This window comes from Georhizobium profundi (genome assembly GCF_003952725.1).
GTDB classification, from domain to species: domain Bacteria; phylum Pseudomonadota; class Alphaproteobacteria; order Rhizobiales; family Rhizobiaceae; genus Georhizobium; species Georhizobium profundi.
Window position 1 is genome coordinate 2,649,345 of record NZ_CP032509.1, and the last position, 18,341, is coordinate 2,667,685.

15 protein-coding genes, 1 pseudogene and 1 riboswitch are annotated in these 18,341 nt (G+C 62.3%); of the genes and pseudogenes, 14 read left to right on the forward strand and 2 right to left on the reverse strand.

Annotated features, from left to right (window positions below; all coding sequences use genetic code 11):
- The first annotated feature begins 8 nt into the window (after positions 1–8).
- The 3 genes from clpA (at position 9) to D5400_RS21175 (ending at position 3,799) form a co-directional block, all read left to right on the forward strand.
- Positions 9–2,543: an ATP-dependent Clp protease ATP-binding subunit ClpA gene (gene clpA / locus D5400_RS12705; protein WP_126010352.1), complete on the forward strand. Its 2,535-nt coding sequence runs from the start codon at positions 9–11 to the stop codon at positions 2,541–2,543.
- A 258-nt stretch (positions 2,544–2,801) separates the two neighbouring features.
- Complete coding sequence (locus D5400_RS12710) at positions 2,802–3,452, forward strand: AzlC family ABC transporter permease (RefSeq protein ID WP_126010353.1); 651 nt, start codon at positions 2,802–2,804, stop codon at positions 3,450–3,452.
- The gene (locus D5400_RS21175) at positions 3,449–3,799 is read left to right on the forward strand and encodes an AzlD domain-containing protein (protein ID WP_164527884.1); all 351 of its coding nucleotides are present in this window, start codon (positions 3,449–3,451) and stop codon (positions 3,797–3,799) included. The genes D5400_RS12710 and D5400_RS21175 overlap by 4 nt, the downstream gene beginning before the upstream one ends.
- Before the next feature lie 22 nt (positions 3,800–3,821).
- Here D5400_RS21175 and D5400_RS21180 read toward each other — a convergent pair.
- Together D5400_RS21180 and D5400_RS12720 are read right to left on the reverse strand one after the other, a co-directional pair.
- Positions 3,822–4,292 (reverse strand): annotated as a pseudogene (locus tag D5400_RS21180) (CinA family protein); the annotation flags it as partial.
- Complete coding sequence (locus D5400_RS12720) at positions 4,273–5,487, reverse strand: bifunctional 2-C-methyl-D-erythritol 4-phosphate cytidylyltransferase/2-C-methyl-D-erythritol 2,4-cyclodiphosphate synthase (protein WP_126013217.1); 1,215 nt, start codon at positions 5,485–5,487, stop codon at positions 4,273–4,275. The gene D5400_RS12720 and the pseudogene D5400_RS21180, both read right to left, overlap by 20 nt.
- Positions 5,488–5,667: 180 nt before the next feature.
- Here D5400_RS12720 and dusB point away from each other — a divergent pair, with 180 nt between their 5' ends.
- The 11 genes from dusB to D5400_RS12775 all read left to right on the forward strand — a co-directional run bounded on the left by dusB (position 5,668) and on the right by D5400_RS12775 (position 18,331).
- Positions 5,668–6,693 carry a tRNA dihydrouridine synthase DusB gene (dusB, locus tag D5400_RS12725; protein ID WP_126010354.1) on the forward strand — a complete coding sequence of 342 codons (1,026 nt, stop codon included), beginning with the start codon at positions 5,668–5,670 and terminating at the stop codon, positions 6,691–6,693.
- Positions 6,694–6,707: 14 nt separating this feature from the next.
- Complete coding sequence (locus tag D5400_RS12730; RefSeq protein WP_126010355.1) at positions 6,708–7,865, forward strand: two-component system sensor histidine kinase NtrB; 1,158 nt, start codon at positions 6,708–6,710, stop codon at positions 7,863–7,865.
- Positions 7,862–9,313 carry a nitrogen regulation protein NR(I) gene (ntrC, locus tag D5400_RS12735; RefSeq protein ID WP_126010356.1) on the forward strand — a complete coding sequence of 484 codons (1,452 nt, stop codon included), beginning with the start codon at positions 7,862–7,864 and terminating at the stop codon, positions 9,311–9,313. The genes D5400_RS12730 and ntrC overlap by 4 nt, the downstream gene beginning before the upstream one ends.
- Positions 9,314–9,409: 96 nt before the next feature.
- Positions 9,410–11,695 carry a sensor histidine kinase NtrY-like gene (locus D5400_RS12740; protein ID WP_126010357.1) on the forward strand — a complete coding sequence of 762 codons (2,286 nt, stop codon included), beginning with the start codon at positions 9,410–9,412 and terminating at the stop codon, positions 11,693–11,695.
- Positions 11,685–13,049 (forward strand): nitrogen assimilation response regulator NtrX, encoded by a 1,365-nt coding sequence (gene ntrX / locus D5400_RS12745; RefSeq protein WP_126010358.1) that lies wholly within the window; start codon positions 11,685–11,687, stop codon positions 13,047–13,049. The genes D5400_RS12740 and ntrX overlap by 11 nt, the downstream gene beginning before the upstream one ends.
- A 128-nt stretch (positions 13,050–13,177) precedes the next feature.
- Positions 13,178–13,513, forward strand: a complete 336-nt coding sequence (locus D5400_RS12750) for a hypothetical protein (RefSeq protein ID WP_126010359.1) — start codon at positions 13,178–13,180, stop codon at positions 13,511–13,513.
- Between the two features lie 151 nt (positions 13,514–13,664).
- Positions 13,665–13,779, forward strand: a riboswitch (guanidine-I (ykkC/yxkD leader).
- 98 nt (positions 13,780–13,877) lie between these two features.
- Positions 13,878–14,951, forward strand: coding sequence for a putative urea ABC transporter substrate-binding protein (locus D5400_RS12755; protein WP_205665583.1), 1,074 nt, complete (start codon positions 13,878–13,880; stop codon positions 14,949–14,951).
- A gap of 12 nt (positions 14,952–14,963) precedes the next feature.
- Positions 14,964–16,028, forward strand: coding sequence for an isopenicillin N synthase family dioxygenase (locus D5400_RS12760; protein WP_126010361.1), 1,065 nt, complete (start codon positions 14,964–14,966; stop codon positions 16,026–16,028).
- Positions 16,021–16,713: a hypothetical protein gene (locus D5400_RS12765; RefSeq protein WP_126010362.1), complete on the forward strand. Its 693-nt coding sequence runs from the start codon at positions 16,021–16,023 to the stop codon at positions 16,711–16,713. The genes D5400_RS12760 and D5400_RS12765 overlap by 8 nt, the downstream gene beginning before the upstream one ends.
- The gene (locus D5400_RS12770) at positions 16,704–17,525 is read left to right on the forward strand and encodes an ABC transporter permease (protein WP_126010363.1); all 822 of its coding nucleotides are present in this window, start codon (positions 16,704–16,706) and stop codon (positions 17,523–17,525) included. The genes D5400_RS12765 and D5400_RS12770 overlap by 10 nt, the downstream gene beginning before the upstream one ends.
- A complete protein-coding gene (locus tag D5400_RS12775; protein ID WP_126010364.1) occupies positions 17,522–18,331 on the forward strand; it encodes an ABC transporter ATP-binding protein in 810 nt (269 codons plus the stop codon). Before D5400_RS12770 ends, D5400_RS12775 begins: the two co-directional genes overlap by 4 nt.
- Positions 18,332–18,341 lie beyond the last annotated feature (10 nt).

Below are 18,341 nucleotides of genomic sequence, written 5' to 3' on the forward strand. Positions count from 1 at the left end.
CCGATAGCGTGCCGACATTTTCTTCCAGCCTTGAAAAGGCACTGCACCAGGCACTTACACTGGCAAACGAGCGCCACCACGAATATGCGACGCTCGAACATCTGTTGCTGGCCCTGATCGACGACGCCGATGCGGCCGCCGTCATGGGTGCCTGCAACGTCAATCTTGACCAACTGCGCTCGATCGTGACGCAATATGTCGACAACGAGCTGCAGAACCTCGTCACCGGATATGACGAGGATTCCAAACCGACATCCGGCTTCCAGCGCGTCATCCAGCGCGCGGTCATTCACGTGCAATCGTCCGGTCGCGAGGAAGTGACCGGCGCCAACGTGCTGGTCGCGATCTTTGCCGAGCGCGAAAGCCACGCCGCCTATTTCCTGCAGGAGCAGGAGATGACGCGCTACGATGCGGTGAACTTCATCTCGCATGGCATCGCCAAGCGTCCCGGCGCTTCCGAGGCACGTCCGGTCTCCGGAGCGGACGAGCAGGAGGAAGGCGGTCCGAATGCCGGTTCCGACCAGGATGAGAACGGCAAGAAGAAGGCGCAGGACGCGCTCACAGCTTACTGCGTCAACCTGAACGAGAAGGCCAAGAAGGGCCGAGTCGATCCGCTGATCGGCAGGCAGGACGAGGTCAACCGCACGATCCAGGTGCTTTGCCGCCGGTCCAAGAACAACCCGCTTTACGTGGGTGATCCGGGCGTCGGCAAGACCGCCATCGCCGAGGGGCTTGCCAAGCGCATCGTCGAGAAGGAAGTGCCGGAAGTGCTTCTGGACGCGACCATCTTCTCGCTCGACATGGGCACGCTGCTTGCGGGCACGCGGTACCGTGGCGATTTCGAAGAGCGCCTGAAGCAGGTCGTCAAGGAGCTCGAGGACACGCCGGGAGCTGTCCTCTTCATCGACGAGATCCATACGGTGATCGGCGCCGGCGCGACCTCCGGCGGCGCGATGGATGCTTCAAACCTTCTGAAGCCGGCCCTGTCTTCCGGCCTGATCCGGTGCATCGGCTCGACGACCTACAAGGAATATCGTCAGTTCTTCGAGAAGGACCGTGCCTTGGTACGGCGCTTCCAGAAGATCGACGTGAAGGAGCCCTCCGTCGAAGACGCGGTGAAGATCCTCAAGGGCCTAAAGCCCTATTACGAGGACTATCACAAGATCAAATTCACCGATCAGGCGATCAAATCGGCAGTTGAGCTGTCGGCGCGCTACATCAATGACCGCAAGCTGCCGGACAAGGCGATCGACGTGATCGACGAGACCGGTGCGTCGCAGATGCTGCTGCCGGCAAACAAGCGTCGGAAAACCGTGACGGAGAAGGAGATCGAGGCCACCATCGCAACGATGGCCCGGATTCCTCCGAAGAATGTGTCCCAGAACGACGAGCAGGTGCTGGCCAATCTCGAAAAGGAACTGCGCACGGTCGTTTACGGCCAGGATACTGCAATCGACGCGCTGTCATCGGCCATCAAGCTGGCACGTGCGGGCCTGCGTGAACCGGACAAGCCGATCGGCAGCTATTTGTTCTCCGGCCCGACGGGCGTCGGCAAGACGGAAGTGGCCAAGCAGCTGGCAAAGTCGCTCGGCGTCGAGCTTCTGCGCTTCGACATGTCGGAATACATGGAGCGGCACACGGTTTCGCGTCTGCTCGGTGCACCTCCCGGCTATGTCGGCTTCGACCAGGGTGGTCTGCTGACCGACGGCATCGACCAGCATCCGCACTGCGTGCTGCTGCTCGACGAGATCGAGAAGGCCCATCCGGATCTGTTCAACATCCTGTTGCAGGTCATGGATCACGGCAAGCTCACCGATCACAACGGAAAGCAGATCGACTTCCGCAACGTCATCTTGATCATGACGACCAATGCGGGCGCTTCGGACATGCAAAAGGCTGCGATCGGCTTCGGTTCCGCCAAGCGGACCGGCGAGGACACGGAGGCGATCAACCGGCTCTTCACGCCGGAGTTCCGCAACCGTCTCGACGCGATCATTCCGTTCGGCTCGCTGCCGACGCCGGTGATCCACCAGGTGGTGCAGAAGTTCGTCATGCAGCTCGAGGCCCAGCTGGCCGAACGTGGCGTGACCTTCGACCTGTCCAAGGATGCAATCGCCTGGCTCGCCGAGAAGGGCTACGACGAGAACATGGGTGCCCGTCCGCTCGGCCGCGTCATCCAGGAGCACATCAAGAAGGAACTCGCCAACGAGGTTCTCTTCGGCAAGCTCAAGAAGGGTGGCACGGTCAAGGTGACCGTCGAGACGAAGGAAGGCGGCAAGACCGGCCTCAAGCTCGATGCAATCCCCGACGAGGTGCCGGTCAAGCCAGAGCGCAAGCCGGCGGCGAAAAAGGCTGCGAAGCCGAAGCCTGCCGCAGCCAAGACGCGGGCACCAAAGCGCTCTGCCGAACGGCCGGACGACGGGCCCATGCCAGACGGCGATCCAGCAGCCGACACGGGTTCCGGCGTTGCGGTCGCCGAGCGCTCCGATCAGGCAAGCCGCAAGTCAGGCAGCTCCGTGCCGAAGGTTCCGCGCCGCAAGTAGACGGCAAGTAGCCTCAGATCATCAAAGGCCCGGCTGGTCTCCAGCCGGGCCTTTCTCGTCCGGCCAGCGAGATCAAACGCTAAGGCAGCCTGATCTTTTCATTTCTTCGTGCGGACGGCTGTGCTATCGCCGGCTTCGATGCTGCAGAACGATCCTTCACAAGACCCCGCAGAGCCTATCCCAGGTCCCGATGACACCCATTTGCGGTGGTTGCTGCGTGGGATCGGGGCTGCATTTTCCATCCCGGCATTGATCCTGATGTCGAGTTTCATCGGCTTTGCCGCTCTCGCGGTCGAGTCGGGGCTGTCGATGGCCCATGCAGTTTTCATGACGGCCGTCGTCTGGGCGCTGCCCGCCAAGGTCGTGCTCGTCGGCGCGATCGCGGCTGGCAATGGCATTGCTGCCGCGACGTTCGCCGTGGCGCTCTCGTCGATTCGGCTGGGTCCGATGGTTGTTGCGCTGGTGCCTGAGATCCGAGGGCCGCGCACGCGAAGGTGGGTGCTCTACATGCTCGCGCATTTTGTCGCGGTCACGTCCTGGGTGCTCGCCATGCAGGAAGTGCGCTCGATCCCGCGCGATTTCCGCACCGCCTGGTATGGCGGCCTCGGCGCGTCGCTCATTCTTCTAAACATGATGGTGGTGGCTGCCGTCTACATGGTGGCGGACGTGCTGCCGCCGAGCGTCTCTGCCGCCCTGTTCTTTCTGACGCCGCTCTATTTCCTTACCTCGCTCTGGGGATCGGCGCGCGAGCGGGCTGGGCATGTCGCCATGGTGCTTGGCCTTTTGCTCGGCCCGTTGATGGCGATGGTGACGCCCGATTTCGCGCTTCTCGCCACCGGCTTGTTGGGCGGCTTTGCGGCCTATGGGTTTCACCGTTACAGCCGTCGGAAGAAGGGCGTAAACCCATGAGCTTCGTCGCGATCGATGCCTGGTGGTGGCCTTATCTCTTCATTCTCGTGGCGGGCTGGCTAGCAACGGATAGCTGGCGTTTTCTCGGCGTCTATCTCGGGGGCCAACTCTCCGATGACGCCGACATCCTTGTTCTCGTCCGGTGCATTGCGACCGCGCTGGTGGCGGCCGTGATCGCCAACCTCGTCGTCTCTCCGTCCGGTGCACTTGCAGATGTTCCGGCGGTCTTGCGTGTCGGGGCTGCGGCAGCTGGTTTCGTCGCGTACCTGCTTTCCGGCCACCGGATCCTCGTGGGAATCCTTGTGGGTGAGGCGCTTCTGCTGCTCGGGATACTTCTCGCAGCCTGATCGGTCAGTGAATTTCGAGCGTCAGAGCCCGCAGCGCCGCTTCCAGCGTCGCCTGCCGTACGGCCCCTCGGCCAACATCGCCGAAGCGCTGCTCGGCGACCTGCGTCTTCCCGTCGAGTTCGGCGACCCCGATGTAAACGAGCCCCACCGGCTTCTCTGGTGTCCCTCCCGCAGGTCCGGCGATCCCGGTCACTGCAACGGCGAAGTCCGCGTTGGAATTGGCGAGCGCGCCGAAGGCCATTTCCCGGGCAGTTTCAGCCGAGACAGCCCCGTATGTCGACAAGGTCTCTGCTTTGACGCCCAGCATCTTCATCTTGGCGTCGTTCGAATAGGTCACGAAGCCACGGTCGAAAATATCGGATGAGCCGGGCACTTCGGTGATGGCGCCTGCGATCAGTCCACCGGTGCAGGATTCGGCGGTTGCGATCATCACCTTGGCGTTGCGTGCCTTTTCGACGAGCGAAGCGGCGAGTTCAACGATTGTCGCGTCCATCTCTCAAACCTCCGTAAATGACCGTCGCCGTGGCGATGGCCGCAATGCCTTCACCGCGGCCGATGAAGCCAAGCATCTCGTTGGTCGTCGCCTTCACCGAACAACGCTCCATCGCGATTGCGAGATCCTTTGCCATGGCGGCGCGCATCGCTTCCCGATGCGGCCCGATCCTCGGCGCCTCGCAGATGAGAGAAACATCGGCATTGGTGATTGTTCCCCCGCGGCTGCGCACGATTTCGGCCGCGTACTGCAGGAAGATGCTCGAGCGTGCGCCTTTCCACTGCGGGTCCGATGGCGGGAAATGGTCGCCGATGTCTCCTGCGCCGCACGTGGCCAGAAGCGCATCGGTCAATGCGTGATAGCCGACATCGGCATCGGAATGGCCGCTGAGGCGTTGGTCGTGGGCGATGAAAACGCCGCAGAGCGTGACGCCATCACCGGGTTCGAGCCGGTGCACATCGTAACCGTTGCCGGTGCGGACGTCGGGATAAGCGGCCTTGGCGCTGAGCTTCTGGTCGGCCATGGCAATATCCTCACGTACGGTCAGTTTGATGTTCTGCGTGGAGCCTTCGACGACTCCTACAGGAATGTCGGCCCATTCGGCGATGGATGCGTCGTCGGTGAAACCGTCGTCGGCGGAAATCGCCGCGCGCCGATGCGCGTCCAGGATCGCTGAATAGGCGAAGCCTTGAGGGGTCTGCGCCGCATAGAGCCCGTCGCGCGGGACAGTCTTGAGCACGCGCTGGCTGAGCGTCGTCGACTTCAACGTGTCGGCAACGGCGATCCCCGGCAGGATCGCGTCGCCGACCTCCTTCAGCCCGGCAAGCACCCGGTCAATGACAGGTCGCTCGATGAAGGGCCGTGCGCCGTCATGGATCATAACATGGCTTGGGCGGCGGTCCGACAGCGATTCGAGCCCGCGGCGCACCGACATCTGCCGCGTCCTGTCGCCGAAGACGATCTTGATGTCGGCGCCGCCAAGATGCGGCTGAACGGTTTGCGTGAACACATCTTCGTCATCCGGATGGATGACCACGACGATGTCGTCGATCTTTTCATGAACAATGAATGGCAAAAGGGCATGGGCGAGCACTGGGGCGTTGCCGATCTGCCGATACTGTTTCGGCCCCTCGGACGGGTCGCCGGCCCGTTCCCCTCGGCCGGCCGCCACGATCACGGCTGCCACGCGATCCATTTCAGTCGTCAACTCAGTCACCTCTGCGTGCGATGCACACGAGCCGTGTGCGACATACGAATGGTCTATCGCGAGCCTATGTGAAATGCCATCGATCAGCCAAGAAGGCTTCCCATGCCCCTTGGCAGCGGCCGGAAACCTGTCTAAAAATAAGGCAACTACAAAGGATGCCCTTTGCGCATGCAGCCTCAACTGAACTCCCATCTTTTTGATCCCTGGATGATCGGCTCCGTCGCGGTGCGCAACCGCGTCGTGCTGGCGCCGATGTCGGGCGTGACCGACCTGCCGTTTCGGCGGCTGGCGCATCGCTTCGGTGCGGGGCTCGTCGTCACCGAGATGATCGCAAGCCGTGAACTCGTCGGCGACAGCGGCGACTCCCGCCGGCGCATGGCGCAGGAAGATGGCGTCGTGCATGTCGTTCAGCTTGCCGGCCGCGATGCCTCCTGGATGGCAGAGGCCGCCAGGATAGCGGAAGGCGAGGGCGCGGATGTCATCGACATTAACATGGGCTGCCCTGCCAAGAAGGTCATTGGCGGCTACTCCGGTTCGGCGCTGATGCGCGATCCAGATCATGCGCTGTCGCTCGTCGACGCCACGATCACGGCCGTGTCCGTGCCGGTGACCGTCAAGATGCGCCTCGGTTGGGACGAGAACTCCATCAACGCGCCGGAGATCGCAGCGCGGGCAGAAGATGCCGGGGCGGCGATGATCACGGTTCACGGACGCACCCGCGAACAATTCTATGAAGGACGTGCCGACTGGAATGCGATCCGGGCCGTGCGGGATGCCATCTCGGTACCGCTGGTTGCCAATGGCGATGTGGCGACGGAGGCCGACTGCCACGCGATCAGGGTCGCTTCAGGCGCCGATGCCGTGATGGTGGGGCGTGCCGCGCAGGGCCAGCCATGGTTGCCGGGGGCGCTTGCGGGACGCGGGCTTGGCCCATCCAGCGCCGCGGAGATCGTCGATGTGGTCATCGAGCATTATGAGGCGATGCTCGCTCACTACGGCACCGAGCTTGGGCTGCGCTGCGCGCGCAAGCATCTCGGCTGGTATCTCGGCCTGCATTGTACCGATGTTCCTGCGGAGATGCGGGCCATCGTCATGGGCAGTCGTGATCCGAAAGCCGTCATCGCGGCCCTGTCGCAGCTGTTTCTGAATTGCGAAAATTTGGCAAAGCCATCGGCTTACGGCGAGGCCGCCTGATGAGGAGCGCAAAGATGAGCGCAAGCTCGGCTGGTCCCACCGATCTTCCTACTGACATCGGCGTGACGGCCCATGTTTTGAACACCATCCAGCACCCGGTCATCATGGTGAACGGCGCAGGCAACATTTCCTACGCCAACTGGGCCGCAGAGAACTTTTTTGGTGTGAGCGCCGATCTTTTGCGTCGCCACACGATCGACCAGTATACTCCGTTCGGCAGTCCGCTTCTTGCGCTTATCGACCATGTGCGTGAGCGTCGCGGACCCATCAACGAATACCGTGTGGATCTGAGTTCGCCCAAGCTCGGCGGGGAGAAGCTCGTCGATCTCTACGTCGCGCCGGTTTCGGGTGAAGCTGATGACGAAGATTCGGTCGTCATCGTGCTGCAGGTTCGCACCATGGCAGACAAGATCGACCGACAGCTGACGCACCGGGCCGCGGCACGCTCCGTCACCGGGCTTGCCTCGATGCTTGCGCATGAGATCAAGAATCCGCTGTCGGGCATTCGCGGGGCAGCGCAGCTTCTGGAAAGCTCGGTCAATGACGAAGACCGCGCGCTCACTAGGCTCATCCGCGACGAGACGGACCGGATCGTCTCGCTCGTCGATCGGATGGAAGTGTTCTCCGACGAGCGCCCGGTCGATCGCCAGCCGGTCAACATTCACTCCGTGCTCGATCACGTGAAGGCTGTCGCCATGGCCGGCTTTGCCCGCGACATCCGCATCAGCGAGCAATACGACCCGTCGCTTCCCTTCGTTTTTGCCAATCGCGATCAGCTGATCCAGGTCTTCCTCAATCTGGTGAAGAACGCGAGCGAAGCGATCGGCGATGCGGCCGATGGCGAAATCATGCTCACCACTGCCTACCGTCCGGGGATCCGTCTGTCTGTTCCCGGTTCCAGGGAAAAGGTGTCGCTGCCGCTGGAATTTTGCGTCATCGACAATGGGCCGGGGGTACCCGACGATCTGCTGCCGCATCTCTTCGACCCGTTCATCACTACAAAAACCAACGGCTCGGGGCTCGGCCTTGCACTGGTCGCAAAGATCGTGGGCGCCCATGGCGGGATCGTCGAGTGCGACAGCCAAAACAAGAAGACCGTGTTCCGCATATTGATGCCGGTGTCGAAGGGCACCGCACTCTGGCCGGACGACAACGCCGAGGCCAAGGCATGAAATCAGCGACAATTCTGGTAGCCGACGACGACGCCGCGATCCGCACGGTGCTCAATCAGGCTCTGACGCGGGCGGGATATGATGTTCGCATCACGTCGAACGCGTCGACACTCTGGCGGTGGATTTCAGCAGGCGAGGGCGATCTCGTCATCACGGACGTCGTGATGCCCGATGAAAACGCCTTCGACCTTCTACCGCGGATCAAGAAGGCACGGCCGGAGTTGCCGGTGCTCGTGATGAGCGCGCAGAATACCTTCATGACGGCGATCAAGGCTTCCGAGAAGGGCGCCTACGATTATCTGCCGAAGCCGTTCGATCTGACCGAGATGATCGGCATCATCGGGCGGGCGCTATCCGAACCCAAAAAGCGCGTCGATCGTGCCGATGCCGACCAGAATGATGGGATCCCGCTGGTCGGTCGCTCCGCTGCCATGCAGGAAATCTACCGCGTATTGGCGCGGTTGATGCAGACCGACCTGACGCTGATGATCACGGGCGAATCCGGAACTGGCAAGGAACTGGTCGCCCGCGCGCTGCACGATTACGGCAAGCGTCGCAATGGCCCCTTCGTGGCCATCAACATGGCGGCGATCCCGCGCGATCTCATCGAATCGGAACTGTTCGGCCACGAGAAGGGCGCGTTCACCGGGGCGCAGAACCGCTCGACGGGCCGCTTCGAGCAGGCCGAGGGCGGCACTCTGTTCCTCGATGAAATCGGCGACATGCCGATGGAGGCGCAAACGCGGCTTCTGCGCGTGCTGCAGCAGGGCGAGTACACGACTGTCGGTGGCCGGACGCCGATCAAGACCGACGTGCGCATCGTTGCCGCCACCAACAAGGATTTAAAGACGTCGATCAACCAGGGTCTCTTCAGAGAAGACCTTTATTATCGCTTGAACGTCGTGCCGCTGCGCCTGCCGGCACTGCGAGACCGGGCCGAGGACGTGCCCGATCTGGTGCGCCACTTCGTCAAGCTCTGCCAGAAGGAGGGGCTGGACGCCAAACGCTTCGACGGCGATGCGCTCGAGCTCATGAAATCCTATCCTTGGCCGGGCAATGTGCGCGAACTGGAGAACGTGGTTCGGCGCCTGACGGCGCTCTATCCACAAGAAGTGATCACGCGCGAGATCATCGACAACGAGTTGCGCACCGATGCGCCGGCGAGTGCGATCAGCACTGAGGGGTTGTCCGGCCCGGTCACGATCGCCCAGGCCGTCGAAGAGAACATGCGCACTTATTTCGCCCAATATGGCGAAGATCTGCCGCCGCCGGGCCTCTATCATCGCGTGCTGCACGAGATGGAATTTCCGCTCATCCTCGCTGCGCTCACCGCCACGCGTGGTAACCAGATTCGCGCTGCAGAGCTTCTCGGCCTCAACCGGAACACGCTGCGCAAGAAGATCCGCGAGCTCGGTGTCAGCGTCTATCGCAGCCAGCGGAGCGCTTGACCGGCCGTCCGGATAGTTGCATTTTCGCCACAAAGCGTTGCTCTAAGGCAACGGCGGCCGAGTCGCCGCGGGGGAACATCCAACCATCTGGCGGACATGGCGATCAGCACTTTTTCAGTCGATAGCCAAAGTCACGGCGCTCCTCCACCGGGGGCGCTCGAGCAGGGCGAAGGCCGCCGCATTTTGGCAAATCCGGGTCTCATCGTCGTCGTCACTGCGCTGATCAGCGCCGTCGGCTCGTTCGTGATCTTGATGGGCCTGACACCGATTGCGCCACGCAATGAAGTCGTGATGACGGCCGTCATCGTCAACCTCGTCTTCGTCCTCGCGCTTCTCGGATTGATCGCCTACGAGATCCGACGCGTTTTCCAGGCGCGTCGTCGCGGAAAGGCGGCCGCGCGTCTTCATGTGCGCATTATCGGGCTCTTCTCGATCGTCGCCATCGTGCCGGCCATCCTGGTGGCGATCGTCGCATCGATCACGCTCGATATCGGGCTCGACCGCTGGTTCTCGATGCGCACGCAATCGATCGTCAGCTCCTCGCTGGATGTTGCCGAAGCCTATGTGATGGAGAACGCGCGCTACCTGCAGGGCCAGACCGTTTCGATGGCGAACGATCTGGACAATGCACGACAGCTCTATTCCCTGGACCGGACGGGCTTTCAGGTGCTGCTCACCCGGCAGGCGACGGGGCGCGGCTTGCTGGGTGCGTTTCTCGTTCGAAACGACGGCACCGTCATCTTGCGCGCGGACATCGAAACGGAGCGACCGCTGCCGGCCATTCCACCGGATGCGCTGCGCTCGGCGAGCGAGGGCCGTCCGACGCTCATTCCTCCGGGTGTCACCAATCTCGTCGGTGCGATCATGCGCCTGCAGGACATTCCGGACACGTTTCTCTACGCGATCCGTGCCGTCGATCCCGATGTCATCCAGTCCATGCGGCTGATGGAAGACAACATCGCCGAATACCAGGCGCTGGAGGCCAATCGCGGGCCGCTGCAGCTTGCCTTCGGCATTCTCTATATCGGCTTCGCCCTGATCGTGCTTCTCGCCGCGATCTGGACTGCAATCGCCGTTGCCGACCGTATCGTGCGGCCGATCCGGCAGCTGATCGGCGCGGCCGACCAGGTGGCGGCGGGCGATCTTTCCGTTCAGGTGCCAGTGCGTGGATCGGACGGCGACGTCGCGCATCTGTCGGACACGTTCAACAACATGATCGTGCAGATCGGCACGCAGCGCGACCAGATCCTGTCCGCGAAGGACGAAATGGACGAACGCCGCCGCTTTACCGAAGCGGTGCTGTCCGGTGTCTCGGCAGGGGTGATGGGCATCGACCGGGACGGTCGGGTGGCGATCTCCAATTCGTCCGCTGAAATCATGATGAATACGCCGCCCGGTGCCCTCGTCGGACGGCGGCTGGCGGACATAGCGCCGGAGATCGACGCCGTGCTGTCACAGGCCGTGCAGCGCAGGCGCCAGGAAGCGCGCGAGCAGGTAACGGTCATCCGCAGCGGCACGGAACGCACCTTGAACGTCCAGGTGACCCGCGAGGAATCACTCAGCGACGAGAACTCCTATGTGGTGACGCTGGACGACATCACAGATCTCGTCATTGCGCAGCGTTCCACCGCTTGGGCCGACGTTGCGCGCCGAATCGCGCACGAGATCAAGAACCCGCTGACGCCGATCCAGCTTTCGGCCGAACGTATTCGGCGGCGCTACGGAAAGCAGATCAACCAGGACGACCGCACCGTGTTCGACCAGTGCACGGACACGATCGTGCGGCAGGTGGAAGATATCGGCCGCATGGTCGACGAGTTCTCGGCATTCGCCCGCATGCCCAAGCCGACCAAGGAGCCGGCGGACCTCAAGAACATCCTCCGTGATGCGATTTTCCTGCGTGAGGTCAGCCGGAACGACATTTCCTTCAAGCTCGTTGCCGACAGCGGGCCGATCCAGGGGCTTTTCGATGCGCGGATGCTTGGCCAGGCATTTTCCAACCTGATCAAGAATGCCAGCGAAGCGATTGATGCCGTGCCCGCCGATGCCGAGCGCGATGGCCGGCGCATCGAGGTGCGCGCGCGCACCGAGGACGACCAGATCGTCGTCGATGTGATCGACAATGGTCGCGGACTGCCGATGGAAAACAGGAACCGCATCCTGGAGCCCTACATCACCATGCGTGAGAAGGGCACCGGTCTTGGTCTCGCGATCGTCAAGAAGATCGTCGAGGACCATGACGGCTCCCTCGAACTGCACGACGCGCCGCCGGACTTCGATTCCGGCCGTGGCGCGATGGTTCGGGTGCGCCTTTCGACGGGTGCGAAAGAAACCGATAGGGACAGCACAATGCTTGAGGAGGCCAATCACCATGGCGTCTGACATTCTCGTCGTGGACGACGAGCAGGACATCCGCGAACTGGTCGCAGGTATCCTCTCCGACGAAGGACATGAAACACGCACCGCTTTCGATAGCGACAGCGCAATCCAGGCGATTTCCGACCGCGTGCCGCGGCTCGTATTCCTAGACATCTGGCTGCAAGGATCGAAATTGGACGGTCTGGCTCTGCTGGACGAGATCAAGACGCGCTATCCGGACCTTCCGGTGGTGATGATCTCGGGTCACGGCAACATCGAGACTGCCGTTTCGGCGATCAAGCGCGGTGCCTATGATTTCATCGAAAAGCCGTTCAAGAGCGACCGCCTGATCCTCATCGCCGAACGTGCGCTGGAGACATCGAAGCTCAAGCGCGAAGTCAGCGAACTGAAGCGCCGGAGCGGCGATCCGGTCGAGCTGATCGGGACGTCGATCGCCATCTCGCAGTTGAAGAATACGATCGACAAGGTGTCGCCCACCAACAGCCGCGTGATGATCCTCGGTCCGTCGGGGTCGGGAAAGGAACTGGTCGCGCGTCTTATCCATCGCAATTCCAGCCGGGCGAATGGCCCGTTCGTTGCGATGAACGCCGCAGCGATCACGCCGGAGCGCATGGAAATGGCTCTGTTCGGCACCGAAAACAACAATGGCTATGAGCGCAAGGTCGGTGCGCTGGAGGAGGCCCATGGCGGCATCCTCTATCTCGACGAAGTGGCGGACATGCCGCGCGAGACGCAGAACAAGATCCTGCGCGTGCTCGTCGACCAGCAGTTCGAGCGGGTCGGCGGCTCCAAGCGGGTGAAGGTGGATGTGCGCATCATCTCATCCACCGCATTCAATCTCGAGCAGATGATTGCGGAAGGGCTTTTTCGACAGGATCTATTCCATCGACTGGCGGTCGTGCCGATCAAGGTGCCGTCGCTGGCCGAACGGCGCGAGGACATTCCGTTTCTGGTCGACATCTTCATGCGTCAGATTGCGGAGCAGGCCGGCATCCGGCCGCGACCGATCGCCGATGACGCCATGGCGGTTCTGCAGGCGCATGACTGGCCGGGCAATATCCGGCAGTTGCGCAACAACATCGAGCGGCTGATGATCCTTGCGCGCAACGACGGCACGGACAAACCGATCACGGCTGACATGCTGCCCGGCGAGATCGGCGACATGCTGCCGAAGACGGCCAGCCGCGGCGACAGCCACATCATGACGCTGCCGCTGCGCGAAGCCCGCGAGATGTTCGAACGCGACTACCTGATCGCGCAGATCAACCGGTTCGGTGGCAACATCTCGCGGACATCGGAGTTCGTCGGCATGGAGCGCTCGGCGTTGCACAGAAAGCTGAAATCGCTGGGCGTTTAGTGGACTGCCACAGACCGGGCTTCATCCTTCCTTAACTCTGGCGATTGAAAATTCCCGTCGAAAGGATCGCATCCGCGCTGTCAGACCTTTGAGAATCTGGCCTTATTGAACGCACGAGGAGTCGAGCGATGGCTGGCATGATGACGCCGATTGTTCAAACCAGCACGGTCTGGTCGGCCAGCGCGGCTCCGGCGCAGACTAAGGGTCCCTCGGTCACGTACGCGATCACTCCAACAGTGGCAGCATCGCGCTCGCCGGTGACGCTTCAGGCTGCGGGCTCGATCGGATCTGCGCTCCTCACACAGCAGGGTGGCGCAGCCGGCGCGGGTAGCATCGAAGGTGATGGGGCGCTCGGGATCCGGACCTATTACGAGCAGATGGCCGACCGGTTCGATCCGGCCGAGGAGCCGGTCATCTTCGGGTTGCGCGACGACGTCGCGACAATCACATCCTTCTGGGTCTGAATTCTGAAGGTCGCCAAAGGCTTCTGAGAACCGCTTATTTAAGGGGCAGGGTGCCGATCGGTTGCGCACTGTGGCGCCAGATGCTGCCGTCATCTGCGTAGATGCGGGCCTTTGAAGCCTGGCACGAAGTTTGCTTCGACAGGGTCAGTGTGGTGACGGCATCTAGGGTTCCGTCCGATCCCGCCAATGCGGGGTAGGAGCTGGTCCGAGAGGTGCAAGCCGGGGTTCTTTGCCCGGTGACACGGCGGGACAAAATCCCGGGAGGCACCACGCAGGTTTGTCGCGCGCAAACCTCTCCCGGATGCGCGTGGGAAATCTCCATCAACAGGATCGGCCGGCCGAGCGCCTTCCGACGACAGCCTGACTGGAGACGATTGACATGAAGTCGCTTGCCATTGCCGCCCTGATCTCGTCCACGCTCATCGCGCCTCTGCCGGTCTTTGCGCAGGAGAAGACGGAGTTCAACGTCTGCTGGTCGATTTATGCCGGCTGGATGCCATGGGGTTACCTCGCCGACAGCGGGATCATGGACAAATGGGCGGAGAAATACGGCATTTCCGTCGAGATCACGCAGATCAACGACTATGTCGAATCCATCAACCAATACACGGCCGGCCAGTATGACGGCTGCACCATGACCAATATGGATGCGCTGTCGATCCCGGCAGCAGGCGGCGTCGATACGACCGCGTTGATCATCGGGGATTATTCGAACGGCAATGACGGCCTCGTGCTGAAGGATGGCGGGGACCTGGCCTCCATCGCCGGGCAGAGCGTCAACCTCGTCGAGCTTTCCGTTTCCCACTACTTCCTGGCGCGCGCTCTTGAGAGCGTCGGCTTGTCCGAGCGCGACATTACCGTGGTCAACACGTCCGATGCGGACATGGTCTCCATCTACGGCACGCCCGATGTCACCGCGGTGGCGACCTGGAACCCGATGCTTTCGGAGATCCTGGCCTCCGGTGAAGGTGAACTGGTTTACGACTCCGCTGAGATTCCCGGCGAAATCCTGGACTTGATGGTGGTGAACACCGAGGTGCTTGCCGCCAATCCCGACTTCGGCAAGGCGCTCGTCGGCGCGTGGTTCGAAGTGCTTGCGCTGATGCAATCGGACACGCCGGAGGGAACTGCGGCACTCGAGGCGATGGCGGCTGCTGCCGGCACGGATCTCGAAGGCTACCAGGAGCAGCTCGCCGCCACCGAACTGTTCTACACGCCGGCCGATCTCATCGCATTTGCGAATGACGAGGATTTGGCGGAGACGACGCAGTTCGTAACGGAGTTCCTGTTCGAGAAGGGCATCCTGGGGCAGGGTGCACCGAGCGCGGAATTCGTCGGCGTCTCGTTTCCCGGCGGCGCCACCTATGGCGACCAGGCCAATCTCAAGCTGAGGTTCGACACAAGCGTCGTTCAGATGGCCGCAGACGGCGCACTCTGAGGGGCCGGCGGCATGGCCAGCGCATCCACGGCTTTCACCAGTCTGCCACTGATCGACGTAAGCGGGCTTTACAGCGACAAATCGAGCGACCGCATCGCGGTCGCCGACAGGCTCGGCAAGGCAGCACGCGAGGTCGGGTTCTTCTACGTCACCGGACATCGCGTCGATGGCGAGATGCGAGCGCGACTGCTGGATCAGACCAAACGCTTCTTCGCTCAACCGGTCGAGCGGAAGATGGACGTCTATATCGGCAATTCGACGAACCATCGCGGCTATGTGCCGGAGGGCGAGGAGGTGCTGGTCGGCGGCAAGCGCGACAAGAAGGAAGCGCTCGATCTCGGCCGGGATCTTCCGGCCGACCATGCAGACGTCGTCGCCGGCACGCCAATGATCGGGCCGAACCAGTGGCCGGAACTCGATGGGTTCCGCGAGGACATCACCGCCTATTACGATGCGGTTTTCGAGCTGGGTCGAAGGTTGCTCACCGGATTTGCGTTGGCACTCGGCAAGGAGGAAGGCTTCTTCCAGCGCTTCGTCACCCGTCCGCCAAGCCAGCTGCGCTTGCTGCACTATCCCTTCGATGCGACGGCGGAGGACGTTCAGGGCTTCGGCGCGCACACCGATTACGAGTGCTTTACGCTTCTTCTGCCGACGGCGCCTGGCCTTGAGGTGATGAACGGCGAGGGGGCCTGGGTCGACGTGCCGCTCGTGCCGGATGCGTTCGTCGTCAATATTGGCGACATGATGGAGGTCTGGACGAACGGGCAGTTCGTGGCGACCTCGCACCGGGTGCGCAAAGTCCAGGAGGAACGCTATTCCTTCCCGCTGTTCTTCGCCTGCGACTACGACACGGTCGTCGCGCCGCTCGATGAGTTGATTGCGCCCGGCGACGCACCGCGTTTCGAGCCGATCCGTGCGGGCGAGCACCTTTTTGCCCAGACCGTGCAAAGCTTCACCTATCTGCGTGAGCGGCTTGCCCGAGGCGAGATTGTGCTGCCCAAAAATGCAAAGGCGCTGTCGTCGTTCGGACAGGCGGCACGTCACGATGCGCCGACGGGCAAGGCCGGCCATGGGTGAAATGATCGAGCATCACCTGCCGCCGGTACCGCAGGCTTATCGGGGCCTCTGGGAAAGGACGCTGATCGAACGCGATGGCGTGGCTGGAGCCGGCAATGAGCAGGACGAGCGCGTCTTTTGGCTGCAGACGGAGAACTGGCATGCGGACCTGCGCATTCCCCTCGATCGTCCCGCATTCGCAGGCGTAGAAGCGCTCGATGGGTGCAGTGACGCACAGCTCGGCTTTATCACCAGGCAGGAAGGCTTCTGCGGGCTGACGAAAGTCGAGGGGAGCGTTTGTACGTGGCTCCGCATCCACGATCTGCGGCCCGGCACGGCACTCGATGTCGGTCGCATGTCCTTTGCAGAGCCAAACTTCATCATCGAGACCGGCATTTCCAGCGATTATCTTGAACACTGGCGGAAGGTCCCCGGATCGGACGGCGCCTGTGGCGTGACGAGCGCGGCTGGCGAACTGATGCTTCAGGCCGGGCGGTTCTCGATGCGCATTCGACCGCGACCTCCTGCGCCGGCTCATGCCGACAGCTACGCACCGGTCGAGACGCTTGATCGGGCGCATCTGTTGTGGAGGGCGTCGCTGGAAATCACCCTTCTCGAGGAGACCCGCGCGGTTCTGTCCACGCATCCATGGTTGGAACAGGAAGCAGGCTCGTCGGTCATCGCCCAGGTGGCCCGATGCGCCTGATGAACCGCAAGCCCTCGCGCACCACGGCGCTGTTTCTCGGCCTCTTGCCGTTCGCGTTGTTGGCGATCGTCTACGTTCTCGCCAGTTCGGCACGGCTTGCCGACAATCCGGCCGACAAGCTTCTGCCGTCGCTGTCGACCATGGCCGAAACCTTTCGCATCATGGCATTCGAGGAGGACGTTCGCTCCGGTGACCGGCTCCTTTGGCTCGATACGGCGGCGAGCCTGTGGCGCCTGGGGCTGGGTCTTGCCATCTCGGCGACGCTCAGCCTCTTCATCGGCATCTTCATCGGGTTCCTGCCCTATGGACGCGCTTTTCTGGCGCCATTCATCTCGGCGTTCTCGCTGATCCCGCCCATCACCGTGCTGCCGATCCTCTTCATCGTGCTCGTGCTTGGGGAGGCGTCGAAGATCGGGCTGATCGTGGTCGGCACCGCACCTTTGATGATCCGATCGCTTGCGCAGACGGTGCTGTCGATCCCGCGCGAGGAGATGGTGAAGGCGCAGACGCTCGGCGCATCTTCCTGGCAGATCGCATTGCGCGTCGTGCTTCCGCAGATCTGGCCGGCGCTGATCACGGCGATCCGCATGGGCCTGATCCCAGCGTGGATATTTCTGATCTCCGCCGAAGCGATCGCGTCTACCGAAGGCCTTGGGTACCGGATCTTTCTCGTTCGGCGCTATCTCGCGATGGACGTGATCGTGCCTTATGTCGCCTGGATCACGCTGATTGCCTATCTCACCGACCGGCTGCTGGCGCTTTTGTCCCGACGGGCTTTCCGCTGGGCGCATTTGCAGGGGGATGCGCTATGAGCGGAGCAGGCAAAGCCTTCGTCGAAGCCCGCGGCATCCATGTCAGCTATGACGGCAACCCGATCCTCGAACGTGTGCACATGTCGGTAGAGCGCGGTGCCTTCGTCACAATCCTCGGCGCTTCTGGATGCGGGAAATCGACCTTTCTGCGGCTTCTGCTCGGGCAGGAGACGCCGCAGAAGGGCGAGATCCTGGTGGATGGCAAGCAGATTGCCGCGGAACCTGATCCAGACCGTGGGGTAGTCTTTCAGAAATACTCGGTCTTTCCGCATTTGACGGTGTGGCAGAACCTGCTTCTGCCCGCTGAAATCGGCGGCTCGCCGTTTCTCGCGCGGCTCTTCGGCGCGGCGCGGCGACACGCGGAGGAGGCGGCCGAGGAAATGCTGGTCGAGATCGGGCTCAGCCATGCGCGCAACCGCTATCCGGCGCAGCTTTCAGGCGGCATGCAGCAGCGCCTGGCAATCGGCCAGGCACTCTTGAAGAAGCCGCGAATCCTTCTGCTCGACGAACCCTTCGGCGCGCTCGATCCGGGCATCCGCGCTGATATGCATGTGCTCATCACCGAGTTGTGGCGGTCCTGCGGGATGACGGTCTTCATGGTCACGCACGACATCCAGGAAGCCTTCAAGCTCGGAACGCGCATCCTCGTCTTCGACAAGGTGCGCCATGACCCGCACGCGCCGGAACGGTTCGGAGCGACCATCACCTACGATCTGCCGCTTGATCACAAGGCGAAGGCGGCTGCGGCCTTGCCGCCAGATCTATTGAAAACTCAGTCGCATCAGGGAGTTGACGTTCATGCGTAATCCATTCTTT

Bases quoted from the DNA above. Each gene is read 5' to 3' on its own strand.
- D5400_RS12710 (WP_126010353.1), top strand. From the start codon at position 2,802: ATGTCGAGTTTCATCGGCTTTGCCGCTCTCGCGGTCGAGTCGGGGCTG.
- D5400_RS21175 (WP_164527884.1), top strand. From the start codon at position 3,449: ATGAGCTTCGTCGCGATCGATGCCTGGTGGTGGCCTTATCTCTTCATT.
- D5400_RS12720 (WP_126013217.1), bottom strand. From the start codon at position 5,487: ATGGATCGCGTGGCAGCCGTGATCGTGGCGGCCGGCCGAGGGGAACGG.
- dusB (WP_126010354.1), top strand. From the start codon at position 5,668: ATGCAGCCTCAACTGAACTCCCATCTTTTTGATCCCTGGATGATCGGC.
- D5400_RS12730 (WP_126010355.1), top strand. From the start codon at position 6,708: ATGAGCGCAAGCTCGGCTGGTCCCACCGATCTTCCTACTGACATCGGC.
- ntrC (WP_126010356.1), top strand. From the start codon at position 7,862: ATGAAATCAGCGACAATTCTGGTAGCCGACGACGACGCCGCGATCCGC.
- D5400_RS12740 (WP_126010357.1), top strand. From the start codon at position 9,410: ATGGCGATCAGCACTTTTTCAGTCGATAGCCAAAGTCACGGCGCTCCT.
- ntrX (WP_126010358.1), top strand. From the start codon at position 11,685: ATGGCGTCTGACATTCTCGTCGTGGACGACGAGCAGGACATCCGCGAA.
- D5400_RS12750 (WP_126010359.1), top strand. From the start codon at position 13,178: ATGGCTGGCATGATGACGCCGATTGTTCAAACCAGCACGGTCTGGTCG.
- D5400_RS12760 (WP_126010361.1), top strand. From the start codon at position 14,964: ATGGCCAGCGCATCCACGGCTTTCACCAGTCTGCCACTGATCGACGTA.
- D5400_RS12765 (WP_126010362.1), top strand. From the start codon at position 16,021: ATGGGTGAAATGATCGAGCATCACCTGCCGCCGGTACCGCAGGCTTAT.
- D5400_RS12770 (WP_126010363.1), top strand. From the start codon at position 16,704: ATGCGCCTGATGAACCGCAAGCCCTCGCGCACCACGGCGCTGTTTCTC.
- D5400_RS12775 (WP_126010364.1), top strand. From the start codon at position 17,522: ATGAGCGGAGCAGGCAAAGCCTTCGTCGAAGCCCGCGGCATCCATGTC.